The sequence below is a fragment of the Kribbella sp. NPDC104218 genome (genome assembly GCF_055584105.1).
On record NZ_JBVJMQ010000001.1, the window covers coordinates 1,026,806 to 1,046,098 of the forward strand.

Sequence of the window (19,293 nt, forward strand, 5' to 3'; positions counted from 1 at the left end):
CGTCGCACGGCCGGAGTAACGTCCGGCCGTGCGCTCGCCTTTGGTCCGTGGACTGGCGGGCTCCATCGTGGTCGCGCTCGCCAGTCTGGTGACCTCGGTGGTGCCGCCTTCGTCGTGGGTAGCGTCGTTCCCGATCACCAGTGACCTGCGCGCCACCCTGCCCGGCCGGATGGCCGGACTGTCGTTCATGGTCGCCGGGCTCGGCCTGATGGCCTGGGCCTGGTTGTCAGCCGGTCGCCAGGTGCTGGCCGGTCAACGGCCCCCACTGCTGCGGATGGCGACGTACTGGTCCCTGCCGCTGCTCCTGATCCCGCCGCTGTTCAGCCGCGACGCCTGGAGCTACGCGGCCCAGGGCGCGCTGGTGGCCGAGGGATTCGACCCGTACGCCGTTGGCCCCGGCGCACTGTCCGGCCACATCATCGAAGCCGTCGACCCGATGTGGATGCAGACGCCCGCGCCGTACGGCCCACTACCGCTCGCGTACGGCGGTCTGATGGCGAACCTGACCATGGACCCGTATGTGCTGATGCTGGCGCACAGACTGCTCGCAGTCGTCGGTGTCGTGCTGATCGCCTGGGCCATCCCCCGACTCGCAACCGCCTGCCGAGTCGACCCGGTCTTCGCGACCTGGCTGGTCGTAGCGAACCCAATGCTGCTCACCCACGGCATCGGCGCCGCCCACAACGACATGCTGATGCTGGGCCTGGCCTGCAGCGCTTTCGCACTCGCACTGACCGGCCACTGGGGTACGGCGGCCGTTCTGGCCGGTGTCGCGGCCGCAGTGAAGCTCCCCGGCGGTCTGGTGGCCATAGCCATCGCCGCGGTGATGAGCCCGCTGGCCGGGCGGATGCAACGCGTAGCAAGTCTCGCGATCGCCGGTGCGCTTTCGGTGCTGTCACTGGTGACCGTGGGCGCGCTGACCGGCGTCGGTTCGGGCTGGCTGGGAGCGCTCGACGTCCCCGGCCTGGTCCGCTCACCGTTCTCGATTGCGAACCTGGTCGGTGGCGCGACGTCCGGCATCCTGGGCTGGCTGGGCGAGGACACCGCGGCCGAGCAGTCACTGCAGATCGTCAGACTGGCCGGCATGCTGCTGGCCGTCACAGTGATCGCCGTACTCAGTCTGCGGTCGTCAATTCACTACGCGGCCCGGGCAGTCGGTATCGCGCTGCTGACGATCGTCCTGCTTGGCCCGACCGCCCACGACTGGTACTTCCTCTGGTGTCTGCCGTTCCTGGCCGTTGCGCGCCCGGGGCGCCGAGTGACCACCGCCATCACCGCGATCAGCCTGATCTTCACCATCGCCGCACCGCTGAACTCGTCCCTGCGCGGTGCGACGATTCCGATCCTCACCACGACCGCACTGGTCCTGGTGATCGTCGCACCACTGCTCAATCGGGCACGGACGCTGCTAGCAGCTCCGCGGCCAACTGTCGGTGTGTAGTCCGCGGTACGCGGGCCTCGATGACCTCCAGCCCGGCGACCGTGGGCGCCAGCGCGGCGCGGAGCGCGTCCGGCGTCTCGACCAGCTGGTACGGCGTCCCGCTGGCGGCGCACAGCGCGGAGAGGTCCGTGTTGTGCGGGGTGCCGAAGACGCGCTCGAAATGCGTCGAGTGACTCGGGTCGCCCTGTTCCAGGGTGGAGAAGATGCCGCCGCCGTTGTCGTTGACCACGACGATCCGCAGGTCCGGCCGAGCTTCGTCCGGACCGATGATCAGGCCGCTCGCGTCGTGCAGGAAGGCCAGGTCGCCGATCAGCGCGTACGTCGGCCCGGCGTTCGCCAGGGCGGCGCCGACGGCGGTTGAGATGGTGCCGTCGATCCCGGCCAGGCCGCGGTTCGCGACCGTGCGGATCGGGACGACCGGCGCCAGGTCGAGATCCCGGATCGGGTTCGAGGAGGCGACGACGAGCATCCCGTCGGCGCCGGCGGCCGCGCCGACGATCGCGGCGATGGTCGGTCCGGTCAGGCTGTCCGCGAGCACCTTGTCGATGGCCGGGCGAGCCAGCTGGTCGGCGTGCTGCCAGCTTTCCAACCAGTTGGTTACGTCCGGCCCGGAGACCTCGAGCCCGGTCACCACCGCGGCGGCGCGCCGGGCCGGGTCGACCCACGGTCCGGTCGGGGCGACCACGATCACCTCGACGTCCGGCCGGGCCAGCAGTTTCGCGACCGGCCGGGACAGCGTGGGATGCCCGAACACGAGCACCCGCTCGATCTCCGCCGCCAACTCACTTGCCTGGAGCAACAATCGGTACGCCGAGATCACGGCCGGACCGGTCCGCGCGCGACTCGACGGCTCGGCGAACAGCGGCCAGTTCCCCGCCTCCGCCGCCAGTCTGGCCGCCTGCGACGCACCGTCGCCGGCCACGACCACAGTCTTCGGGCCGGGCGCGACAGTCGACAGCTGCCCCACTGCGGCATGCACGGCCGTCCACGGGCCAGTACTGCGCCCGTCCAGCGGCTCTGGCCACTCGGGCCCGTCGGTCGGCACCAGCGGCTCTGTCAGCGGGCAGTTCAGCTGCACCGGGCCCGGGTCGGCCGAACGAGCGCCGGTTGCATTGGCCACGGCCCGCGCGACCTGCGAACGCCAGTACGCGACCTGACCGATCTCCTGCACCGGCGTCCCGAACTCGTGGAACAGCCGGACCGCTGAGCCGAACACCTTCAGCTGGTCGGTGGTCTGGTTTGCACCGGTCCCCCGCAGCGCAGGCGGCCGGTCAGCGCTCAGCACGATCAACGGCAGCCCGCTGTGCGACGCCTCCAGCACAGCCGGGTGCAGGTTGGCCACAGCCGTGCCGGACGTCGTAACGACCGGCACCGGCAGCCCAGTCCCCCGAATGAGGCCGATCGCCAGGAATCCCGCCGTCCGCTCGTCGATTCGGACGTGCAGCCGCAGTCGCCCGGCCCGGTCCGCCTCGGCCAGTGCAAGTGCGAGCGGCGCGCTGCGGGAGCCTGGGCAGACAACAGCCTCTCGGACGCCGCAGCGGATCAGTTCGTCGACCACTACGGTCGCAAACGCCGTGGACGGATTCATTCCGCACTCCTCTGTTGCACTCGACTCAGGCGCTCTTCCCACACCGCGGTCCGGTCCGCTGCGGCCCGGTTGGCATCCAGCTGGTCCGGCGTGATCCGTCGCACCGGCAGCAGACCATCCACCGGGAGCAGTGGCTCGCTGACCAGCTCGCTGGTGAACATGGCGACCGTGGCGAGCCCGCAGGCGTAGGGCAGTTCAGGTAACGCGGCGGCCAGCGCAACGCCGGCAGCGATCCCGACGGACGTCTCCAGCGCGGACGAGACCACGACCGGTAGACCGATCTGTTCCGCGATCTCGAGACAAGCGCGGACGCCGCCGATCGGCTGCACCTTGAGGACGGCGATATCGGCCGCGTCGAGCTTCTTGACCAGCAACGGGTCCTCGGCCCGGCGGATCGACTCGTCCGCGGCCACCAGGACCTCCGTACGCCGCCGGACGAGCGCCAGATCCTCGACCGCTGCGCACGGCTGTTCGACGTACTCGAGATCGAAGCGGGAGAGCTCCCGCAACGCGTGCACGGCTTCGTCCACCGACCACAGGCCGTTCGCGTCGATGCGCACCTGACCGGTCCCGATCGCGTCCCGGACGGCCTCGACGCGGGCGAGGTCGTCGGCGAGCGTCTGACCAGGCTCCGCCACCTTCACCTTGGCCGTCCGGCAGCCGGAAGCTCGGACAATCTCGGCCGCCCGCTCCGGCCCCACTGCGGGCACAGTGCAGTTCACCGGGACGACGTCGCGCACCGGCGCGGGCCAGCCGTCGTACGCCGCCTCCCGCGCGGCTCGCCACCAGGAGACCGCAGTGGCGTCGTCGTAGTCCAGAAACGGACTCCACTCCGCCCACCCGGCCGGCCCCTCGAACAGCATGCCCTCGCGGACAGTGATACCGCGGAACTTGTTCTTCAGGCCGATCGAGTAGGTGATCACAGCAGTGCCTGCCGATCCACTTTGCCGGAGGCAAGCATCGGTACGGCGTCCAGCCGGCGCACCTCCCGCGGGGCCCACGTCCGGGGCAGCACCTCGGCGACGAAGTCCCGTAGCTCGGCCAGACTCGGCTCACCGACGACGTACGCGACCACGCGCGTCCCCCACTCCGCATCGGGGATGCCGAGCACCACGGCGTCCTTCACCCGCGGGTGCTCCAGCAGCCGGGCCTGGACGGTCGGCAGGGTGATGTTCACTCCCCCGGAGATCACCACATCGTCGATGCGCCCGATGACTCGCAGTCGACCGTCTGTCAGCTCGCCGCGGTCCTGCGTCCGGAACCAACCGTCCTGCAGCACATCGGGCTGCAGCCGGTAGCCGGAGAACAAGGTGGTGCCCTTGATCAGGATGCGGCCGTCGTCGAGGTCGATCGTGGTCCCGGTCAGCGGCAGCCCGGCGTACACGCAGCCGCTTCCGGTCTCGGTCATTCCGTACGCCGGGATCGCGGTCACCCCGGCCTCGGCCGCGCGGACCTTCAGCGGCGCCGGTGTGGGCGCGCCGCCGATGATGATCGCGTCGAACGACCGCAACGCGTCCAGATCGGTCTCCAGGTACCGCGCTAGCTGAGTGGGCACCATCGCGGTGTAGCGGCGGGCGCCTGTCAGTTGCGCAGCGGACGCACTGAAGCTGTCCCCCAGCAGCACAGGCGATACACCGGCGAGCACGGACCGGGTCAGAATCTGCAGACCGCCGACGAAGTACGGCTTCATCGGGAGGAGCCATTGCCCCGGCCCGCCGAGCCTTTCGTGCGTTGCGCGCGCTGAGGCGAGCAGAGCGTCGCGAGAGAGCACTACGCCTTTCGGCTCACCCGACGACCCCGACGTGGCCAGGACGACGGCGCAGTCATCCGCTACCGGCTGCTCCGGGACCACTGCGCGGCGTACGCGGTCGGCAGCGGCCGGATCGTCCGGTATGGGCGCGAACGGCGCACCGCCATCCAGTACGTCGCGGAGCGCGGACAGCACGGCGTCCGGCGTACCGGGGACCAGGCGCAGGGTAGACATGTCAGTCCGAGCGTACGACCCGGCGCTCCGGCTCCGGGAACCCGGCTGACAGAATCATTGCCCATGGCCACCCCTGCCCAGTGGATCGAAGGCGCACGGCCGCGCACGCTGCCCGCAGCCGTCGCTCCCGTCCTCGTCGGTACCGGCGCCGCGGCGTACCTCGGCGGTTTCGTCTGGTGGAAGGCGCTGCTCGCCCTCGGCGTCGCGCTGATGCTGCAGGTCGGCGTGAACTACGCCAACGACTACAGCGACGGCATTCGCGGTACGGACGAGGTCCGGGTCGGCCCCCTGCGGCTGGTGGGCTCCAAGGTCGCCACACCGGGACAGGTGAAGACCGCAGCATTTACCTGCTTCGGTGTCGGCGCAGCGCTGGGCATCGTGCTCTGCGCGACCACCAGCTGGTGGCTGCTGGCCCTCGGCGCGGCCTCACTGGTCGGTGCGTGGTTCTACACCGGCGGTAAGCGGCCGTACGGCTACCGCGCGCTGGGCGAGGTCAGCGTCTTCCTCTTCTTCGGGCTGGTCGCCGTACTCGGTACGACGTACGTCCAGGCCGAGAAGGTGAGCTTGGTGGCCGTAGCGGGCGCAGTGTCGGTCGGTGCGATCGCCTGCGCGCTGCTGGTCGCCAACAACCTCCGCGACATCCCGACCGACACCGTGACCGGCAAGCGCACCCTGGCCGTCGTACTGGGCGCTGCGAACTCGCGGAAGCTCTACGCGGCACTGATCGCGCTGGCGTTCGTGCTGGCGATCGCCTCTGCTTTCTCCACTCCCTGGGCGCTACTGGCCTTCATCGCCGTACCACTGGCCATCAAGGCGACCCGCATCGTGCTGAGCGACGCCGTTGGCCCGGCGCTGATCCCGGTCCTGCAGGCGACCGGCATCACCGAGCTGGTGTACGCCGTCGGTCTCACCGCCGGCTTGTTCCTCGCGGCTTAGGGTTCGCGCCACTGGCCGGTGGTGGCAAAGGTCTCCAGCGTGGCCAGGTACGGCGTGATGTCGATGCCACTCGTGCGGAGCCAGGCGTCGTCGTAGTAGGTGTTGCCGTAGCGCTCGCCGCTGTCGCAGAGCAGCGTGACGATGGAGCCGCGGACGCCGGTCCGCTGCATCTCCGCGGCCAGCCGGAGCGAGCCCCAGAGGTTCGTCCCGGTGGAGCCCCCGACCAGACGGCCGGTGACCCGGGAGCAGAAGCGCATCGCGGCGATCGAGGCGGCGTCCGGCACCGAGATCATCCGGTCGACGACGCCGAGTACGAACGACGGCTCCACCCGCGGCCGGCCGATCCCCTCGATCCGGGACGGTCGCCCGGTCGCGAAGTCGTCGTCACCGGACTCGAACGCGCCGAAGAACGCCGAGTTCTCCGGGTCGACGACCGCGACCGACGTGTCGTGCCGCTGGTACCGGACGTAGCGGCCGATGGTCGCCGACGTCCCGCCGGTGCCCGCGCCGACCACCACCCAGGTCGGGATCGGGTGCCGCTCCAGCTCCAGCTGGCCGAAGATCGACTCCGCGATGTTGTTGTTCCCGCGCCAGTCGGTGGCGCGCTCGGCGTAGGTGAACTGGTCCATGTAGTGGCCGCCGGCCTCCTCGGCCAGCCGCTTCGCCTCGCCGTAGATCTGCCCGGAGCGCTCCACGAAGTGACAGCGCCCGCCGTAGAACTCGATCAGCTCGATCTTCTCCGGGCTCGTCGACGCCGGCATCACCGCCGTGAACGGCAGCCCCAGCAACCGCGCGAAGTACGCCTCACTGACCGCCGTCGACCCGCTGGACGCCTCGATCACCGGCGTCCCCTCGCGAATCCACCCGTTGCACAACGCGTACAGGAACAGCGACCGCGCCAGCCGGTGCTTCAGCGAGCCCGTCGGGTGCACCGACTCGTCCTTCAGGTACAGGTCGACCCCGAGTACGTCCGGCATCGGGAACACGTGCAGATGCGTGTCCGCGCTCCGGTTGGCATCCGCCTCGACGACCCGCACCGCCTCGGCCACCCAGGCGCGCGCCTTCTCGTCCCGCCGATCCACCTCACGACACACCCCGCTGTCACTCATGCGCAGCAGGTTAGGTGTTCCGTCAAGAAATGAGAATTCCAGGCGCGCGCCGGAGGGCTCGAAGAGCTCAGCAGTCGCGGATGCGGGCGTAGGTGTCGGGGCCGGGGTAGACGGCCCAGGTGCTGGTTCCGAACTTGGCGGCGACGACCGTGCCGTTGTGGATCTGTTCGTAGTGCAGGTGCGGGCCGCTGACGTTGCCGGTGTCGCCGACGCGGCCGATCTGGGTGCTGTTGCCGACCCGGTCGCCGACGCCGACGGCGCGGTTCTGGAGGTGGGCGTAGAGGGTGTTCCAGCCGTCGCCGTGGGCGATCTCGATGTAGTTGCCGTAACCGCCGGCGTCGAAGGCGGAGCGGACGACGGTGCCGGCCGCGCTGCTCTTGACCGGTTTGCCGAGGTCGTCGCGGCCGGCGCCCCAGTTGAAGTCGATCGAGTAGTACGACGGGCTGTGGCCGGAGCGACTGGCGCCGGACCAGGTCTCGTTGCAGCGGAACGGCACCCGGAGCAGCGGCCTGGCCAGGACGGCGTCGACAGACCGGGTCTGCTGCAGGGCGGCGCGTTCGGCCATGTAGCTGTGTGGGGCCGGTTCGGCGTTGGCAGGGAGTGCCGGGATCAGTGCGGCCAAGGTGGCGGCCGCAGCGAGGGCGGGGCGGAGCATGTGGTCCTCCAGGGGCGGTTGGAGAGTTGTGCGCCCAGCGTGGCCGTCTGTTGCAGCAAGCGGCAAGGAAGTCGGTCAGAGTCGGTCAGACCCCGCGGTCGAGCTACCTTGGGACGCACACCGACCTGTGGGGGCATGACATGACCGAGAACGGCGAGCGGCCGACGCGGCCGCGGGTGACGCTCACCGACATCAGCTCGCGGGCGTGGGAGCACCCGGCCGACCGGGGCGCTCTGGTGGCGCTGCGGCAGCTGAAGGGGTTCGACTTCGTACTGCGCAAGCTGTCGGGGCTGATCGACGAGCGGGCCGTGCGGCTGCAGTTCCTCGGTTCGGCGATCCGGGTGGACGAGCGGCAGTTCCCGCGGGTGCACCGGCTGTACACCGAGGCCGGCTCGACCCTCGACGTCCGGCAGCTGCCGGAGCTGTACGTGACCAACAGCCCGCTGTGGAACGCGTTCACGATCGGGATGGACCGGCCGATCATCGTCGTCAACAGCAGCCTGGTGCAGGGGCTCGACGAGGAGGAGCTGCGGTTCGTCCTCGGCCACGAGCTCGGCCACGCCCAGAGCGGGCACGCGCTCTACCAGTCGCTGCTGTTCTGGCTGATGCGGCTGACCGGTGCGATGAACTGGATGCCGATCGGCGCGCTCGGCATCCGCGCCATCATCGCCGCGCTGCACGAGTGGTCCCGCAAGGCGGAGCTGTCCGGCGACCGGGCCGGTCTGCTCGCCGTCCAGGACCCGGCCGTCGCGCTGCGGGTGCAGATGAAGCTGGCCAGCGGCGGACAGCTCGGCGAGCTCGACACCACGGCCTTCCTCGCGCAGGGCACGGAGTACGAGACCTCGGGCGACCTGCGCGACAGCGTGCTCAAGCTGCTGCTCCTGGAGGCGCAGTCGCACCCGCTGGCCGTCATCCGCGCCCACGAGCTGCGCCGCTGGGTCGACGAGGGCGAGTACACGACGATCGTCTCCGGCGACTACCCCAAGCGCCAGGACGACGCCACCGCCTCGATGTCCCAGGAGGCGAAGAACGCGGCCAAGTCCTACAGCGACGCGTTCGCCCGCTCCCAGGACCCGCTGGCCAAGCTCCTGCGCGATCTGGGCGACGGCCTCGGCGGCGTCCGGGATTGGGTCTCCGACAAGCTCCGCCCGCCGCGCTGAGCCTGCTGAACACGAAGAAGGACCCGCTCCCCTCCTCCCGGAGAGCGGGTCCTTCGGTTCGTGCGGGCGGTCAGCCGATGTGCACCGCGGGCTTGCCGTCGCCGGCAAGGTCCTTGTGCTTGACCGACAGGGCCACCAGGGTGATGATCGCCGATCCGAGGGCCAGGAAGGTCGACCACAGGAACGCGCGGGTGAATCCGTACGTCGTGGCGACCGCCGTGAACTGACCCTTGAGCGCCTCGATCTGCTGCGGCGACTGCCCGGCCTCGGCGGCCTTCTGCAGCCCCGGGGCCAGCTCGGTGAAGCGGTCCTTGATCGCGTTGGCCGAGATCGTGCCGAGCAGCGCCAGGCCGACCGCGCCGCCGATCTGCTGGACGGTGTTCAGGACGGCGGAGCCGACCCCGGAGTCCTCGTCGGCGACGCCGCTGACCGCGGTCAGCGTGAGCGGGACGAAGATCAGGCCCATCCCGAACGAGAGCAGCAGGACGTACGGCAGCAGGTGGGTCGTGTACGACGAGTCCACCTCGAGGCGGCTGAAGCCGAACATGCCGGCCGCGACGAACAGCCCGCCGGCGCCGGCGATCCAGCGCGGATCCATCCGGGCGATCAGCGCCGACGCGACCTGCGCCGCGACCACGATGCCGACACTGAACGGCAGGAACGCGAACCCGGTCTTGATCGCGCTGAAGCCCATGATGTTCTGTACGTAGATCCCGAGGAAGTAGAACATCGAGAACATCGCCGCGCCGACGACCAGCATCACGAAGAAGCTGACGCCGCGGGTGCGATCGGCGAGGATCCGGAACGGCATCAGCGCGTGCCGCGAGCGGGCCTCGATGAGCAGGAAGATCGCGATCAGCGCGAGCCCGCCGATGATGAAGAACAGCGTCCAGAAGTCGCTCCAGCCGTCGGTCGCGGCGTGCGTCAGACCGTAGACCAGACCGGTCAGACCAAGGGTGCCGGTGACCGCGCCAGGCAGGTCGAACTTGCCGGTCTGGCGGGCCGACTCACCCAGGAAGCGGAACGCGAGAACGGCGACGATCAGGCCGATCGGGGTGTTGATGAAGAACGTCCAGCGCCAGGACGCCTCGGTCAGCGCGCCGCCCAGGATCAGGCCGACCGCGGCGCCGGCTCCGGACATCGCGGCGTACACGGCCATCGCGCGGTTGCGCTCCTTGCCGGCCGGGAAGGTGGTGGTGATCAGCGCCAGCGCGTTCGGCGAGGCGGCCGCCGCGGCGACGCCCTGCAGGATCCGGCTGGCCAGCAGGACGGTCTCGTTCTGCGCGATACCGCCGATGAACGACGCCAGGCCGAACAGCACGACGCCGAAGATGAACACCTTGCGGCGGCCGAGGATGTCACCCATCCGGCCGCCGAGCAGCAGCAGGCCGCCGAAGGCCAGCGCGTAAGCGTTGACCACCCACGGCAGCGTCGCGTCGGTGAACCCGAGGTCGGTCTGGATGTGCGGGAGCGCGATGTTCACGATCGTGCCGTCCAGCACGACCATCAACTGCGCCATGCTGATCAGCGCGAGCGCGATCCCTAGGTTCTTGTGGCCGTGACCGCCCCCGGCGGACACCGCGTCGACCGGGCGGTCGCCCTTCACGACGTCTTCGGACATGTGTTTCCCCTCTTGCGCATACGTGCGGATGTGCGGACCGGCCCCTCGCCGGTCAGCTCGCCTGCGACCCCCGCGCCGCAGGCAGAATGACGTTGTCGATCACTCGGAGGATCAGGTCCTCGGTCGGGGCGATCCCGAGGACGTAGGCGTTGTGGACGACGATCGCGGGCAGCGTCATCGCGAGCAGTTCGACATCGGCGTCCGGCGCGATCTCGCCGCGGGCGGCCGCCCGAGCGTAGACACCCGACGAGATCGCGACCCGCGGCGCCAGGAAGCGCTCCTGGAAGGCCTTCTGCAGGTCGGCGTCGCGGTGCAGGGCGGTGATCAGGCCGGCGATCACCGACATCGGCATCTCGTCGGTGAACCCGCCGACGCCGCAGGACTGCGCGATCAGGTCGCCGCGCAGGCTGCCGGTGTCGACGTCCTGCGGGAGCGGGCAGCCCTTGCTCCGGCTGATCGCGTCGGCGACCAGGTCGGCCTTGGTCGACCAGCGCCGGTACAGCGTCGCCTTACTCGCTTTCGCCGCGGTGGCGACGGCGTCCATGGTCAGCCGGTCGTAGCCCAGCTCGGCCAGTACCGAGACGGCCGCCTCGAGGATCTCCTCCTCGCGGCCGCCTTCGACCCGGGGCCGCGGACGAGCTCCGACTGCATCGATCATGATCACCCTGAGTAAGCGTTCGGTTGCGGATAGAACGAAACGGTTTCGTTCCATCCATCAAGCTACGCCTCATGTGAACGGATGCACAAAGGATTTAGCACGTGGCATAGATCACCCTCCGTACCACTGGGTGCAGTGGTCCGGAGGGTGCGGGAACTACTGGGACTACTTGTCGTCCTCGGCCGCGCGGGCCTGCTCGAGGCGCTGGGTGATCCGGCCGGCCCGGGTCTCGATCTTGCCGGCCAGCCGGTCGCGGGCCGCGCGCAGGACGAAGATCGACAGGATCGACGAGATCAGCAGGGCGACCAGCAGCAGCGGGAAGATGCTCAGCTGGTCGCGCAGCGGGAAGTAGAGGACGGCGAACGCCGCGCCGAACAGGACGGCCCGCAGGCCGGTGTAGATCGCGAACTCCTTCATCTCAGACCCCGGCGTAGGAGTGCAGGCCGGAGACCAGCAGGTTCACTCCGACGAAGTTGAAGATGAAGACGAACCAGCCGACGATCGCGATGATCGCGGCCCGGCGGCCTCGCCAGCCGGCCGTCGCGCGGGCGTGCAGGTAAGCGGCGTAGACGACCCAGGTGACCAGCGACCAGACCTCCTTGGGGTCCCAGCCCCAGTACCGGCCCCAGGCGTACTCCGCCCAGATCGGCCCGGCCACCAGGACGCCGAACGTCCACAGCGGGAACGCGAAGGCGAGCACCTTGTACGCCGTCCCGTCCATCGCCTCGGCACTCGGCAGCCGGCGGAGCGACGCCGACATCGTCCCGCCCGCGAGCACCTTGCGCTCGGCACGCGCCTTCACCAGGTACAGCACCGAGACCAGCCCGCCGACCGTGAACGCGCCGCCGGAGATCGCCGCCGCGGCCACGTGGATCACCAGCCAGTACGAGTGCAGCGCCGGCACCAGCGGGCCGGCCGGCGTGTACAACGCCAGCGTCGCCAGCCCGAGCACCGCCGCCACCACCAGCGTGACGCCCAGCCCGAGCCACTGCAGCCGGTACCGCTGCACGAACACCAGATAAACGATCGCCACCGCCAGCGAAGCCGTGATGGAGAACTCGTACATGTTCCCCCACGGCACCCGCTCCGCCGCCAAGCCCCTCGTCAGGACTCCACCGAAGTGGAGGACGAACGCCAACCAGGTCAGCAAGAGCCCGATCCGGCTGGCCGCGTCCATCCGAGCAGAACGCGCGGCGCCTGCGGCGCCGGAGGAGGAAGAGGAGGCGCCGCTCCCGGTGGAACCGGGGGTGATGTCCTGGTCGGCCGAGCCGGCGCCGAGCGCCAAGCTTGCTCCTCCGGCGCCCAGCGTGTCGGCGGCCGAGCCGCCGACGACCGTCGAGCCCGGAGCGAGACGAGCCGTACTGCGCTCGTCGCCAAGCGTGTCGGCCGAGGCCGCCGAGCGGGAGCCCACCGCCGAGGTGGCGCCTACGGCGGCGGGAATCGCCGCATCGGCGGCGGCATCTTCCTTCACCTCGTCCGTCGCGCGGGCGACGGCGGTGCGGCCCATGGCCCATTCCATGGCGTGGGAGACCATGGCGATGGCGTAGATGACGGTGGCGGTGGGGATCAGCAGGTTGGAGACTTGCGCGTAGGTCTCCGGGCTCATGGTTTCTCCTGCGTGGTCGAGGTGAGGGCTGTGGTGATGGTGCGGACTTCGTCGGCGACGCCGCGGTCCGCGCCGCGGTCGAGACCCGCGACCTCGACCACGGTACGCCCGTCCTGCGTGCGGACCCGCACCCAGGTACGCCGGGGGTGGACGAACAGCGATCCCATCAGGCCGAGGATCGCGAGCATGATGCCGCCGAGCGCGACGTCGGTGCCGGGGGTGTGGCTGATCTGGATCTTCACCCAGGCGCTGTAGCCGTCGAAGGTGATCGAGCCGGCTTTGTCCGGCAGGTCGAGGCTGTCACCGGGTTTGAGCTGGAAGCGCAGCTTGTCGCCGTCCTCCCGCTCGAACTGGGTCAGCTTCGACTTGTCCAGCTGGTAGACCGACTCCGGCTTGCCGGTCTCCTTCTGCGGACGGCCGTAGAAACCCGTCATCACCAGCGCCGGATCCAGGTCGTCGGGGAAGACCGAGCGCGGCCCGCGGTCGTCGATCACCGCGGTCGGCAGGAAGAAGCCTTCGAAGCCGAGCGCCATCGGCCGTGCGTCCGGGGCCTTGATCACGCCGAACGAGGAGAAGTTGCCGTCCTGCGGCAGGAACGGCGCCGGCCCGGAGAACGCGACCTTGCCCTCGCCGTCCTTGACCGTCACCTTCGGCGCGTAGCCGTGACCGAGCAGGTAGACGCTGGAGCCGTCGAGTTTCAGCGGGTGGTTCACCCGCAGGTCGTACGACTTCTCCGGCCCGTCCGGCGACTCCTGGTACGTCAGCGCCGCGTTGAACTCGCGCGCCGCGCCGCGCTGCGGCCCGCTCTCCTGGAACTTGACCGCGAAGTTCTGGACGGTCAGCGAGAACGGCGGCAGATCGTCGTCCCCGGTGAAGGCCTGGCCGGAGGTGAAGTCGTCGTACTGCGCCACGGAGTTGGAGAAACCGTTGCCCTCGACAACGAGCACGGTACCGCGGTAGCCGAACAGCGAGCCCCAGGCGACGCCGAGCAGCGCGAGGATCAGCGAGAAGTGGAAGAGCAGGTTGCCCGCCTCGCGCAGGTAGCCGCGCTCAGCCGCGATCGCGCCGTCGTACTGCTCGACGCGGAATCGGCGCCGCTTCAGCTCCCGCGTCGCCGCCGCCAGGACGCCGTCCGCGGAGTCGACCTCGTAGGTCTCGTACGCCGAGAGCTTGTGCAGGTTGCGCGGCGGCTGCGGCGGCCGGGCCCGAACCGCCTTCAGGTACACGCCGAGCCGCGGTACGACGCAGCCGATCAGCGAGATGAACAGCAGCAGGTAGATCGCCGAGAACCACGGCGACTTGTAGACGTCGAAGAGCCCGAGCTTGTCGTAGAACGGACCGAGCTTGGGGTGCGCCTCGAGGAAGTCGGTGACCCGGATCGGGTCGACGCCGGTCTGCGGGATCAGCGATCCCGGCACCGCGCCGAGCGCGAGCAGGAACAGCAGCACCAGCGCGGTCTTCATCGAGGTCAGCTGCCGCCACGTCCAGCGCAGCCAGCCGACGAAACCCAGCGCGGGCAGCTCGGGCGGCGGCTCCGGCGTCGCCACGCGTTCCTTGATCTCTGTCATCTCACACCGCCGACCCGAAGTTGGAAACCCACTGCCGCAGGCCGGCGGTCATCGCATCCCACACTCCCGTCAGCAACAGCAACCCGACCATGATCATCAGTACGCCGCCGATCCGGATCACCAGCAGCTGGTGCTTGCGCACCCACGCGACCGCGCCAAGCATCCGCCGGAACGCCAGCGCCGCGACGATGAACGGAATCCCCAGCCCGAGGCTGAACACCAGCGCCAGCACGGCCCCGCGCCCGCCGCTGCCCTCGGTCGCGGCCAGCGTCATCACCGTTCCGAGCGTCGGCCCGATACACGGCGTCCAGCCGAACCCGAACAGGACACCGAGCAGCGGCGCGGCCGCGATCCCGACCGCGGGCACCCGATGCACCCGCAGGTCCTTCTGCAGGAACCCGAACCCGCCCAGGAAAACCAGACCCAGGACGACGGTCGCCGCGCCGAGCACGATCGTGATCGTGCGCTGATGGTCGATCAGCAGATCGCCCGCCGTCCCGAAGACCACGCCGGTCAGGATGAACACCGACGAGAACCCGGCGACGAACAACGCCGTCCCGGCCAGCATCCGGCCGCGCTGGTTCGAGCCGAGCTCGGCCGCGGACAGCCCGGTCACGTAGGACAGGTAGCCCGGCAGCAGCGGCACCACACAGGGTGAGAAGAACGAGATCGCGCCGGCCAGCACCGCGATCGGCAGCGCGAGCAGCATCGACCCCGTCATCGCGTCGGCGAACCATTGCCCCATGTCTCAGCCGGCGTCCTTGACCATGGCGACCAGGGTCTCCTTGTTCACCGGCCCGAGCACCCGGGCGGCGACCTTGCCCTGTTTGTCGATCACCAGCGTCGCCGGCACCGCGCTCGGCGAGAGCTTCTGCCCGCGGAACTTGAGCAGCTCCTTGCCGTGCGGGTCGTAGATGCTGGGGTACTGGACGCCGAACACCTCGACGAACTTCTTCGGCGCGGCGGTCTGCATGTCCCGGGTGTTCAGCCCGATGAACTGCACGCCGGAGCCGAGCTCAGCGGCGGCCGCGGTGAAGTCGGGGGCCTCCTCGCGGCACGGACCGCACCACGAACCCCAGACGTTCATCACGACGACCTTGCCGGCCGCGTCGGACAGCTTCCACTGCTTGCCGTCGAGCGTCGTCCCGCCGAACGCCGGCGCGGCCTTCCGCTCGGCCGGGGCGAACGTCGACACCCGGCCGCTGCCGCTGACGAAGCCGGTCTGGCCCTGCCGGTCGTTCGCCGCCTGCTGCCCCGAGCTGCACCCCGCGACCAGCAACGCACCCGCGAGAACCACCGCCGCCTGCCGGAACATCACGCGCCGCCGACGAACTTCTTCGGGTCCTTCACCGGTAGCAGGTCTTTCGCCGGCTCGGAGTAGCCGACCGACACGATCGACTCACCGTGGAAGGTGAACGACGTGACGGAGGCGAGGCTGCACTGGCGTTTGCGCGGGTCGTGCCACAGCCGGCGGCCCTCGATCGCGGAGCGCACGATCCAGATCGGCAGCTGGTGCGAGACGATCAGCGCCTCGTGCCCGGCGGCCTTCTGGCGCGCGGTCTCGATCGCGTCCCGCATCCGGCGGACGATCTGCTGGTACGGCTCACCCCACGAGGGTTTCACCGGGTTGCGCAGCAGCCACCAGGCGCTAGGGTTCTTCAGCGCGCCGTCGCCGACGCCGAACTTCTTGCCCTCGAACAGGTTCGCCGCCTCGATCACCCGCTCGTCGAGATCCGGCGTCAGGCCGAACGTCTTGGCGATCGGCTCCATCGTCTCCTGGGCCCGCTCCAGCGGCGAGCTGACCAGGTGGACGACGTCCCGGTTCTTGACGTGGTCGGCGACCCGCTCGGCCATCGCGCGGCCGAGGTCGGACAGGTGGAAGTCTGGGATCCGGCCGTAGAGCACGCCGGTCGGGTTGTGCACCTCGCCGTGACGCATCAGGTGCACGACCGTCGTTTCGGTCACCGCTGCCCTCTCATCAGTTCTGTACGGCGGCCGCCGCGCGGGCGGCCGGGACCAGGGCGGACTCGAGCTCGCCGAGCGCGTCGTCATCGATCGCACTACTCACGAACCAGGCCTCGAACGCGCTCGGCGGCAGGTAGACGCCGGCGTTCAGCATGGCATGGAAGAAGGCCGTGAATCGCGGCAGCACCTGGGCGTTCGCCCCGGCGAAGTCGCGGATCGGAGCCTGGTCCTCCGAGGACTCCACGAAGAAGACGCTGAAGAGGTTCCCGGCCGCGTTGATGACATACGGCACACCCTCCTTGTCCAGCGCGGTCGAGACCAGCCGCTGGATGGTCAGCGACGTCTCGTCGAGTTTGGCGTACACCTCGTCGGTGGCCAGCCGGAGCGTGGTCAGCCCGGCGGTGGTGGCGATCGGGTTCCCCGAGAGCGTCCCGGCCTGGTAGACCGACCCCTCGGGCGCGAGGTGGGCCATCACGTCGGCCCGCCCGCCGAAGGCCGCGGCCGGGAAGCCGCCGCCCATCACCTTGCCGAACGTCATCAGGTCCGGCCGGACGCCGTCCACGCCGTACCAGCCCGAGCGGGTGATCCGGAAGCCGGTCATCACCTCGTCGGAGATGAACAGCGCGCCGTTGGCCCGGCAGGTCTCGGCGAGGAAGCCGTTGAAGTTGTCGACCGGCGGGACGACGCCCATGTTGCCCGGCGACGCCTCGGTGATCACGGCCGCGATCTGGTCGCCGTACTCGGCGAACGCGGCGGTGACGGCGGCCTGGTCGTTGTAGGGCAGCACGATCGTGTCGGCGGTGGTCGCCTCGGTGACGCCCGGCGTCCCCGGGATGCCCAGCGTCAGGACGCCGGAGCCGGCCTGGGCCAGCAGCGCGTCGACGTGACCGTGGTAGCAGCCGGCGAACTTGATGATCTTGGCGCGGCCGGTGAACCCGCGGGCCAGCCGCAGCGCCGACATGGTCGCCTCGGTCCCGGACGAGACGAGCCGGACCTTGTCGACCGGCGTCCGCGCGACGATCTCCTCGCCGAGCAGCACCTCGGCCTCGCTCGGCGTCCCGAACGACGTCCCGCGGGCGACGGCGGCCTGGACGGCGGCGATCACCTCCGGATGCGCGTGGCCGAGCAGCATCGGCCCCCAGGAGCAGACGAGGTCGAGGTAGCGGTTCCCGTCGACGTCGGTGATGTGACTTCCGTCACCCTGGGTCATGAAGCGGGGGACGCCGCCGACCGCGCGGAACGCCCGGACGGGGGAATTGACCCCGCCCGGCGTGACGGCGGCGGCCCTGGCGAAGAGTGCGGCGGACTGCTCGGTGTGATCGGGCACGACTGCCATTCTCCCCGACATACCACCGAGTCGACTGGTGGGGCGGCTTTCGTCGTCCTCGAGGGGTTCCCACCGGAGTTGTTACGCGCGAGTATGGGTACTCGTCAGTCTGTGTCCGGTTCGTAACTCAGCGGACATCTGGACAGTTGACCAAATATCGGTTGCGTGGGGCGCGGCGCCTCACCGCAACACACGGAGGGGATTCATCGATGGCGAAGGGCAAGCGCCGCGCCACGGGGAGCGGGTGGCGGTCAGTTGCGCCGCTGATCCCGCTGGCGCTGTTCGCAAGCGCGTTCACGGTGAGCGCGACGGACGACCCGGCGGTGGCGACGGCCTCGCTGGAGCAGGGGATGTCAGGTAAGGACTCGGTCGTCGTGCCGAACACGCCGATCGCCGAGCCGGCCAACGTGCCGGTGCCGGGCAAGGTCGGCCACGGCGTCGACCCGGGCGAGCCGGAGAACCAGGTGGTCTCCGGGTTGTCCCGCAACGGGATTCCGAAGGGCGCGCTGAAGGCGTACTCGCGGACGCAGCAGCTGATCGGGCAGGCGGATCCGTCCTGTCACCTGCCGTGGACGCTGGTCGCCGCGATCGGGCGCGTGGAGTCGAACCACGGCCGCTTCGGCGGCAGCATGCTGAACAGCAAGGGCGTCGCCGTCCCGGGCATCTTCGGGCCGCGGCTCGACGGCGTCAGCACGGCCAAGATCACCGACACCGACGCGGGCGCCTTCGACGGCGACACCGCGTTCGACCGGGCGGTCGGGCCGATGCAGTTCATCCCGAGCACCTGGCGCGCGATGGGGGTCGACGGCGACGGCGACGGCGTCCGGAACCCGCAGGACATCGACGACGCGGCGATGTCGACCGGCGTCTACCTGTGCTCGGGGAACACCGACATGGCGCGTTCCGGCGATCTGAACAAGGCGCTGCTGCGCTACAACCACTCGCAGGACTACGCGAACCTGGTCACCAAGATCGCCAAGGCGTACGCGACCGGCAGCTGGATCGCGGTCGGCAACGGCACCGAGGGCGACGGTCAGGGCATCGACCGGGCCGGCGACCAGATCGGCGACCCGGATATCGACGCCCCGGCCGACCAGAACCTGCCGCAGGCGACCGATCAGAACACGTATCCGACGATCAAGCCGACCACGGGCCCGGTCCAGCAGCCGGGGAAGCCGGGTGCGAACCCGACCAAGACCCCGCCGGGGACGACGAAGCCGCCGGCCGGTAAGCCGACCCCGAGCAAGCCGCCGACGACCAAGCCCACGACCCCGCCGACCAGCAAACCCCCGACGAGTACGCCGAAGCCGCCGCCCCCGGGCGTGGCCACGCTGGAGACCGCGGTCGGGCTCATCGTCGGCTCGGTCGGCACGACCCTGCAGGAGCTCACGAAGGCAACGCAGTACTGCCAGAGCGAGATGAAGAAGGTGACGATCACCAACCCGACGCAGGCCCAGCTGCAGAAGTGCGTGACGGCCTACCAGACCGGCGGCGCGAAGGCCGTCGACCAGGTCATCCGCAACCTGCTGTCGCTGCTCGGGCTGCTCGGCGTCCTCGGCGGAGGAATCCTCGGGAGCTGATCACCCCTCGAACCGGCGCGCCTGCCCCCACCCCTCCTGGCGCGCCGCCGGCGACGCCACGGAGCAACTCCCCCCGGCTTCGTGGCGTCGCCCTT

General features: G+C 70.0%; 18 protein-coding genes. 4 read left to right on the forward strand and 14 right to left on the reverse strand.

Annotated elements, in window-relative coordinates:
• Nucleotides 1-28 precede the first annotated feature (28 nt).
• The gene (gene mptB, locus ACZ6ZD_RS04920) at nt 29-1,441 is read left to right on the forward strand and encodes a polyprenol phosphomannose-dependent alpha 1,6 mannosyltransferase MptB (RefSeq protein ID WP_465668426.1); all 1,413 of its coding nucleotides are present in this window, start codon (nt 29-31) and stop codon (nt 1,439-1,441) included.
• Here mptB and menD read toward each other — a convergent pair.
• From menD to menE, 3 genes are read right to left on the reverse strand one after another with little or no spacing between them, the layout of a single operon-like run.
• Nucleotides 1,389-3,029, reverse strand: coding sequence for a 2-succinyl-5-enolpyruvyl-6-hydroxy-3-cyclohexene-1-carboxylic-acid synthase (gene menD, locus ACZ6ZD_RS04925; protein WP_465668428.1), 1,641 nt, complete (start codon nt 3,027-3,029; stop codon nt 1,389-1,391). The genes mptB and menD overlap by 53 nt on opposite strands.
• Nucleotides 3,026-3,952, reverse strand: a complete 927-nt coding sequence (locus tag ACZ6ZD_RS04930) for an o-succinylbenzoate synthase (RefSeq protein ID WP_465668430.1) — start codon at nt 3,950-3,952, stop codon at nt 3,026-3,028. Before ACZ6ZD_RS04930 ends, menD begins: the two co-directional genes overlap by 4 nt.
• Nucleotides 3,949-5,013 carry an o-succinylbenzoate--CoA ligase gene (gene menE, locus ACZ6ZD_RS04935; protein ID WP_465668432.1) on the reverse strand — a complete coding sequence of 355 codons (1,065 nt, stop codon included), beginning with the start codon at nt 5,011-5,013 and terminating at the stop codon, nt 3,949-3,951. The genes ACZ6ZD_RS04930 and menE overlap by 4 nt, the downstream gene beginning before the upstream one ends.
• Nucleotides 5,014-5,076: 63 nt before the next feature.
• On the opposite strand from menE, the gene ACZ6ZD_RS04940 reads away from it, so the two are divergent.
• Nucleotides 5,077-5,949, forward strand: coding sequence for a 1,4-dihydroxy-2-naphthoate polyprenyltransferase (locus ACZ6ZD_RS04940; RefSeq protein WP_465668434.1), 873 nt, complete (start codon nt 5,077-5,079; stop codon nt 5,947-5,949).
• Here ACZ6ZD_RS04940 and cds1 read toward each other — a convergent pair.
• Nucleotides 5,946-7,058 carry an L-cysteine desulfhydrase Cds1 gene (gene cds1, locus ACZ6ZD_RS04945; protein ID WP_465668436.1) on the reverse strand — a complete coding sequence of 371 codons (1,113 nt, stop codon included), beginning with the start codon at nt 7,056-7,058 and terminating at the stop codon, nt 5,946-5,948. The genes ACZ6ZD_RS04940 and cds1 overlap by 4 nt on opposite strands.
• Before the next feature lie 67 nt (nt 7,059-7,125).
• Nucleotides 7,126-7,713 carry a M23 family metallopeptidase gene (locus ACZ6ZD_RS04950; RefSeq protein ID WP_465668438.1) on the reverse strand — a complete coding sequence of 196 codons (588 nt, stop codon included), beginning with the start codon at nt 7,711-7,713 and terminating at the stop codon, nt 7,126-7,128.
• 140 nt (nt 7,714-7,853) lie between these two features.
• Between ACZ6ZD_RS04950 and ACZ6ZD_RS04955 the strand changes: the two genes are divergently transcribed.
• Nucleotides 7,854-8,873 (forward strand): M48 family metallopeptidase, encoded by a 1,020-nt coding sequence (locus tag ACZ6ZD_RS04955; RefSeq protein WP_171675011.1) that lies wholly within the window; start codon nt 7,854-7,856, stop codon nt 8,871-8,873.
• Between the two features lie 70 nt (nt 8,874-8,943).
• Here ACZ6ZD_RS04955 and ACZ6ZD_RS04960 read toward each other — a convergent pair whose 3' ends face one another.
• From ACZ6ZD_RS04960 to hemL, 9 genes are all read right to left on the reverse strand, one after another.
• Nucleotides 8,944-10,494 (reverse strand): MFS transporter, encoded by a 1,551-nt coding sequence (locus ACZ6ZD_RS04960; protein ID WP_465668440.1) that lies wholly within the window; start codon nt 10,492-10,494, stop codon nt 8,944-8,946.
• 52 nt (nt 10,495-10,546) lie between these two features.
• Complete coding sequence (locus ACZ6ZD_RS04965; RefSeq protein WP_465668442.1) at nt 10,547-11,152, reverse strand: TetR/AcrR family transcriptional regulator; 606 nt, start codon at nt 11,150-11,152, stop codon at nt 10,547-10,549.
• Nucleotides 11,153-11,317: 165 nt separating this feature from the next.
• Complete coding sequence (locus ACZ6ZD_RS04970; RefSeq protein ID WP_465668444.1) at nt 11,318-11,569, reverse strand: DUF4229 domain-containing protein; 252 nt, start codon at nt 11,567-11,569, stop codon at nt 11,318-11,320.
• A 1-nt stretch (nt 11,570) separates the two neighbouring features.
• A complete protein-coding gene (ccsB, locus tag ACZ6ZD_RS04975) occupies nt 11,571-12,758 on the reverse strand; it encodes a c-type cytochrome biogenesis protein CcsB (RefSeq protein ID WP_465668446.1) in 1,188 nt (395 codons plus the stop codon).
• Nucleotides 12,755-14,326 (reverse strand): cytochrome c biogenesis protein ResB, encoded by a 1,572-nt coding sequence (gene resB / locus ACZ6ZD_RS04980; protein ID WP_465668448.1) that lies wholly within the window; start codon nt 14,324-14,326, stop codon nt 12,755-12,757. The genes ccsB and resB overlap by 4 nt, the downstream gene beginning before the upstream one ends.
• A 1-nt stretch (nt 14,327) precedes the next feature.
• Nucleotides 14,328-15,071 (reverse strand): cytochrome c biogenesis CcdA family protein, encoded by a 744-nt coding sequence (locus tag ACZ6ZD_RS04985; RefSeq protein WP_465668450.1) that lies wholly within the window; start codon nt 15,069-15,071, stop codon nt 14,328-14,330.
• Between the two features lie 3 nt (nt 15,072-15,074).
• On the reverse strand, nt 15,075-15,641 hold the full coding sequence (locus ACZ6ZD_RS04990) for a TlpA family protein disulfide reductase (RefSeq protein ID WP_465672620.1): 567 nt from the start codon (nt 15,639-15,641) through the stop codon (nt 15,075-15,077).
• A complete protein-coding gene (locus tag ACZ6ZD_RS04995; protein WP_465672622.1) occupies nt 15,641-16,264 on the reverse strand; it encodes a histidine phosphatase family protein in 624 nt (207 codons plus the stop codon). The genes ACZ6ZD_RS04990 and ACZ6ZD_RS04995 overlap by 1 nt, the downstream gene beginning before the upstream one ends.
• A 40-nt stretch (nt 16,265-16,304) precedes the next feature.
• Entirely contained in the window at nt 16,305-17,627 is a 1,323-nt protein-coding gene (hemL, locus tag ACZ6ZD_RS05000; RefSeq protein WP_465668452.1) for a glutamate-1-semialdehyde 2,1-aminomutase, read from the reverse strand.
• Between the two features lie 200 nt (nt 17,628-17,827).
• Here hemL and ACZ6ZD_RS05005 point away from each other — a divergent pair, with 200 nt between their 5' ends.
• The gene (locus ACZ6ZD_RS05005; RefSeq protein ID WP_465668454.1) at nt 17,828-19,198 is read left to right on the forward strand and encodes a lytic transglycosylase domain-containing protein; all 1,371 of its coding nucleotides are present in this window, start codon (nt 17,828-17,830) and stop codon (nt 19,196-19,198) included.
• Nucleotides 19,199-19,293: the final 95 nt, after the last annotated feature.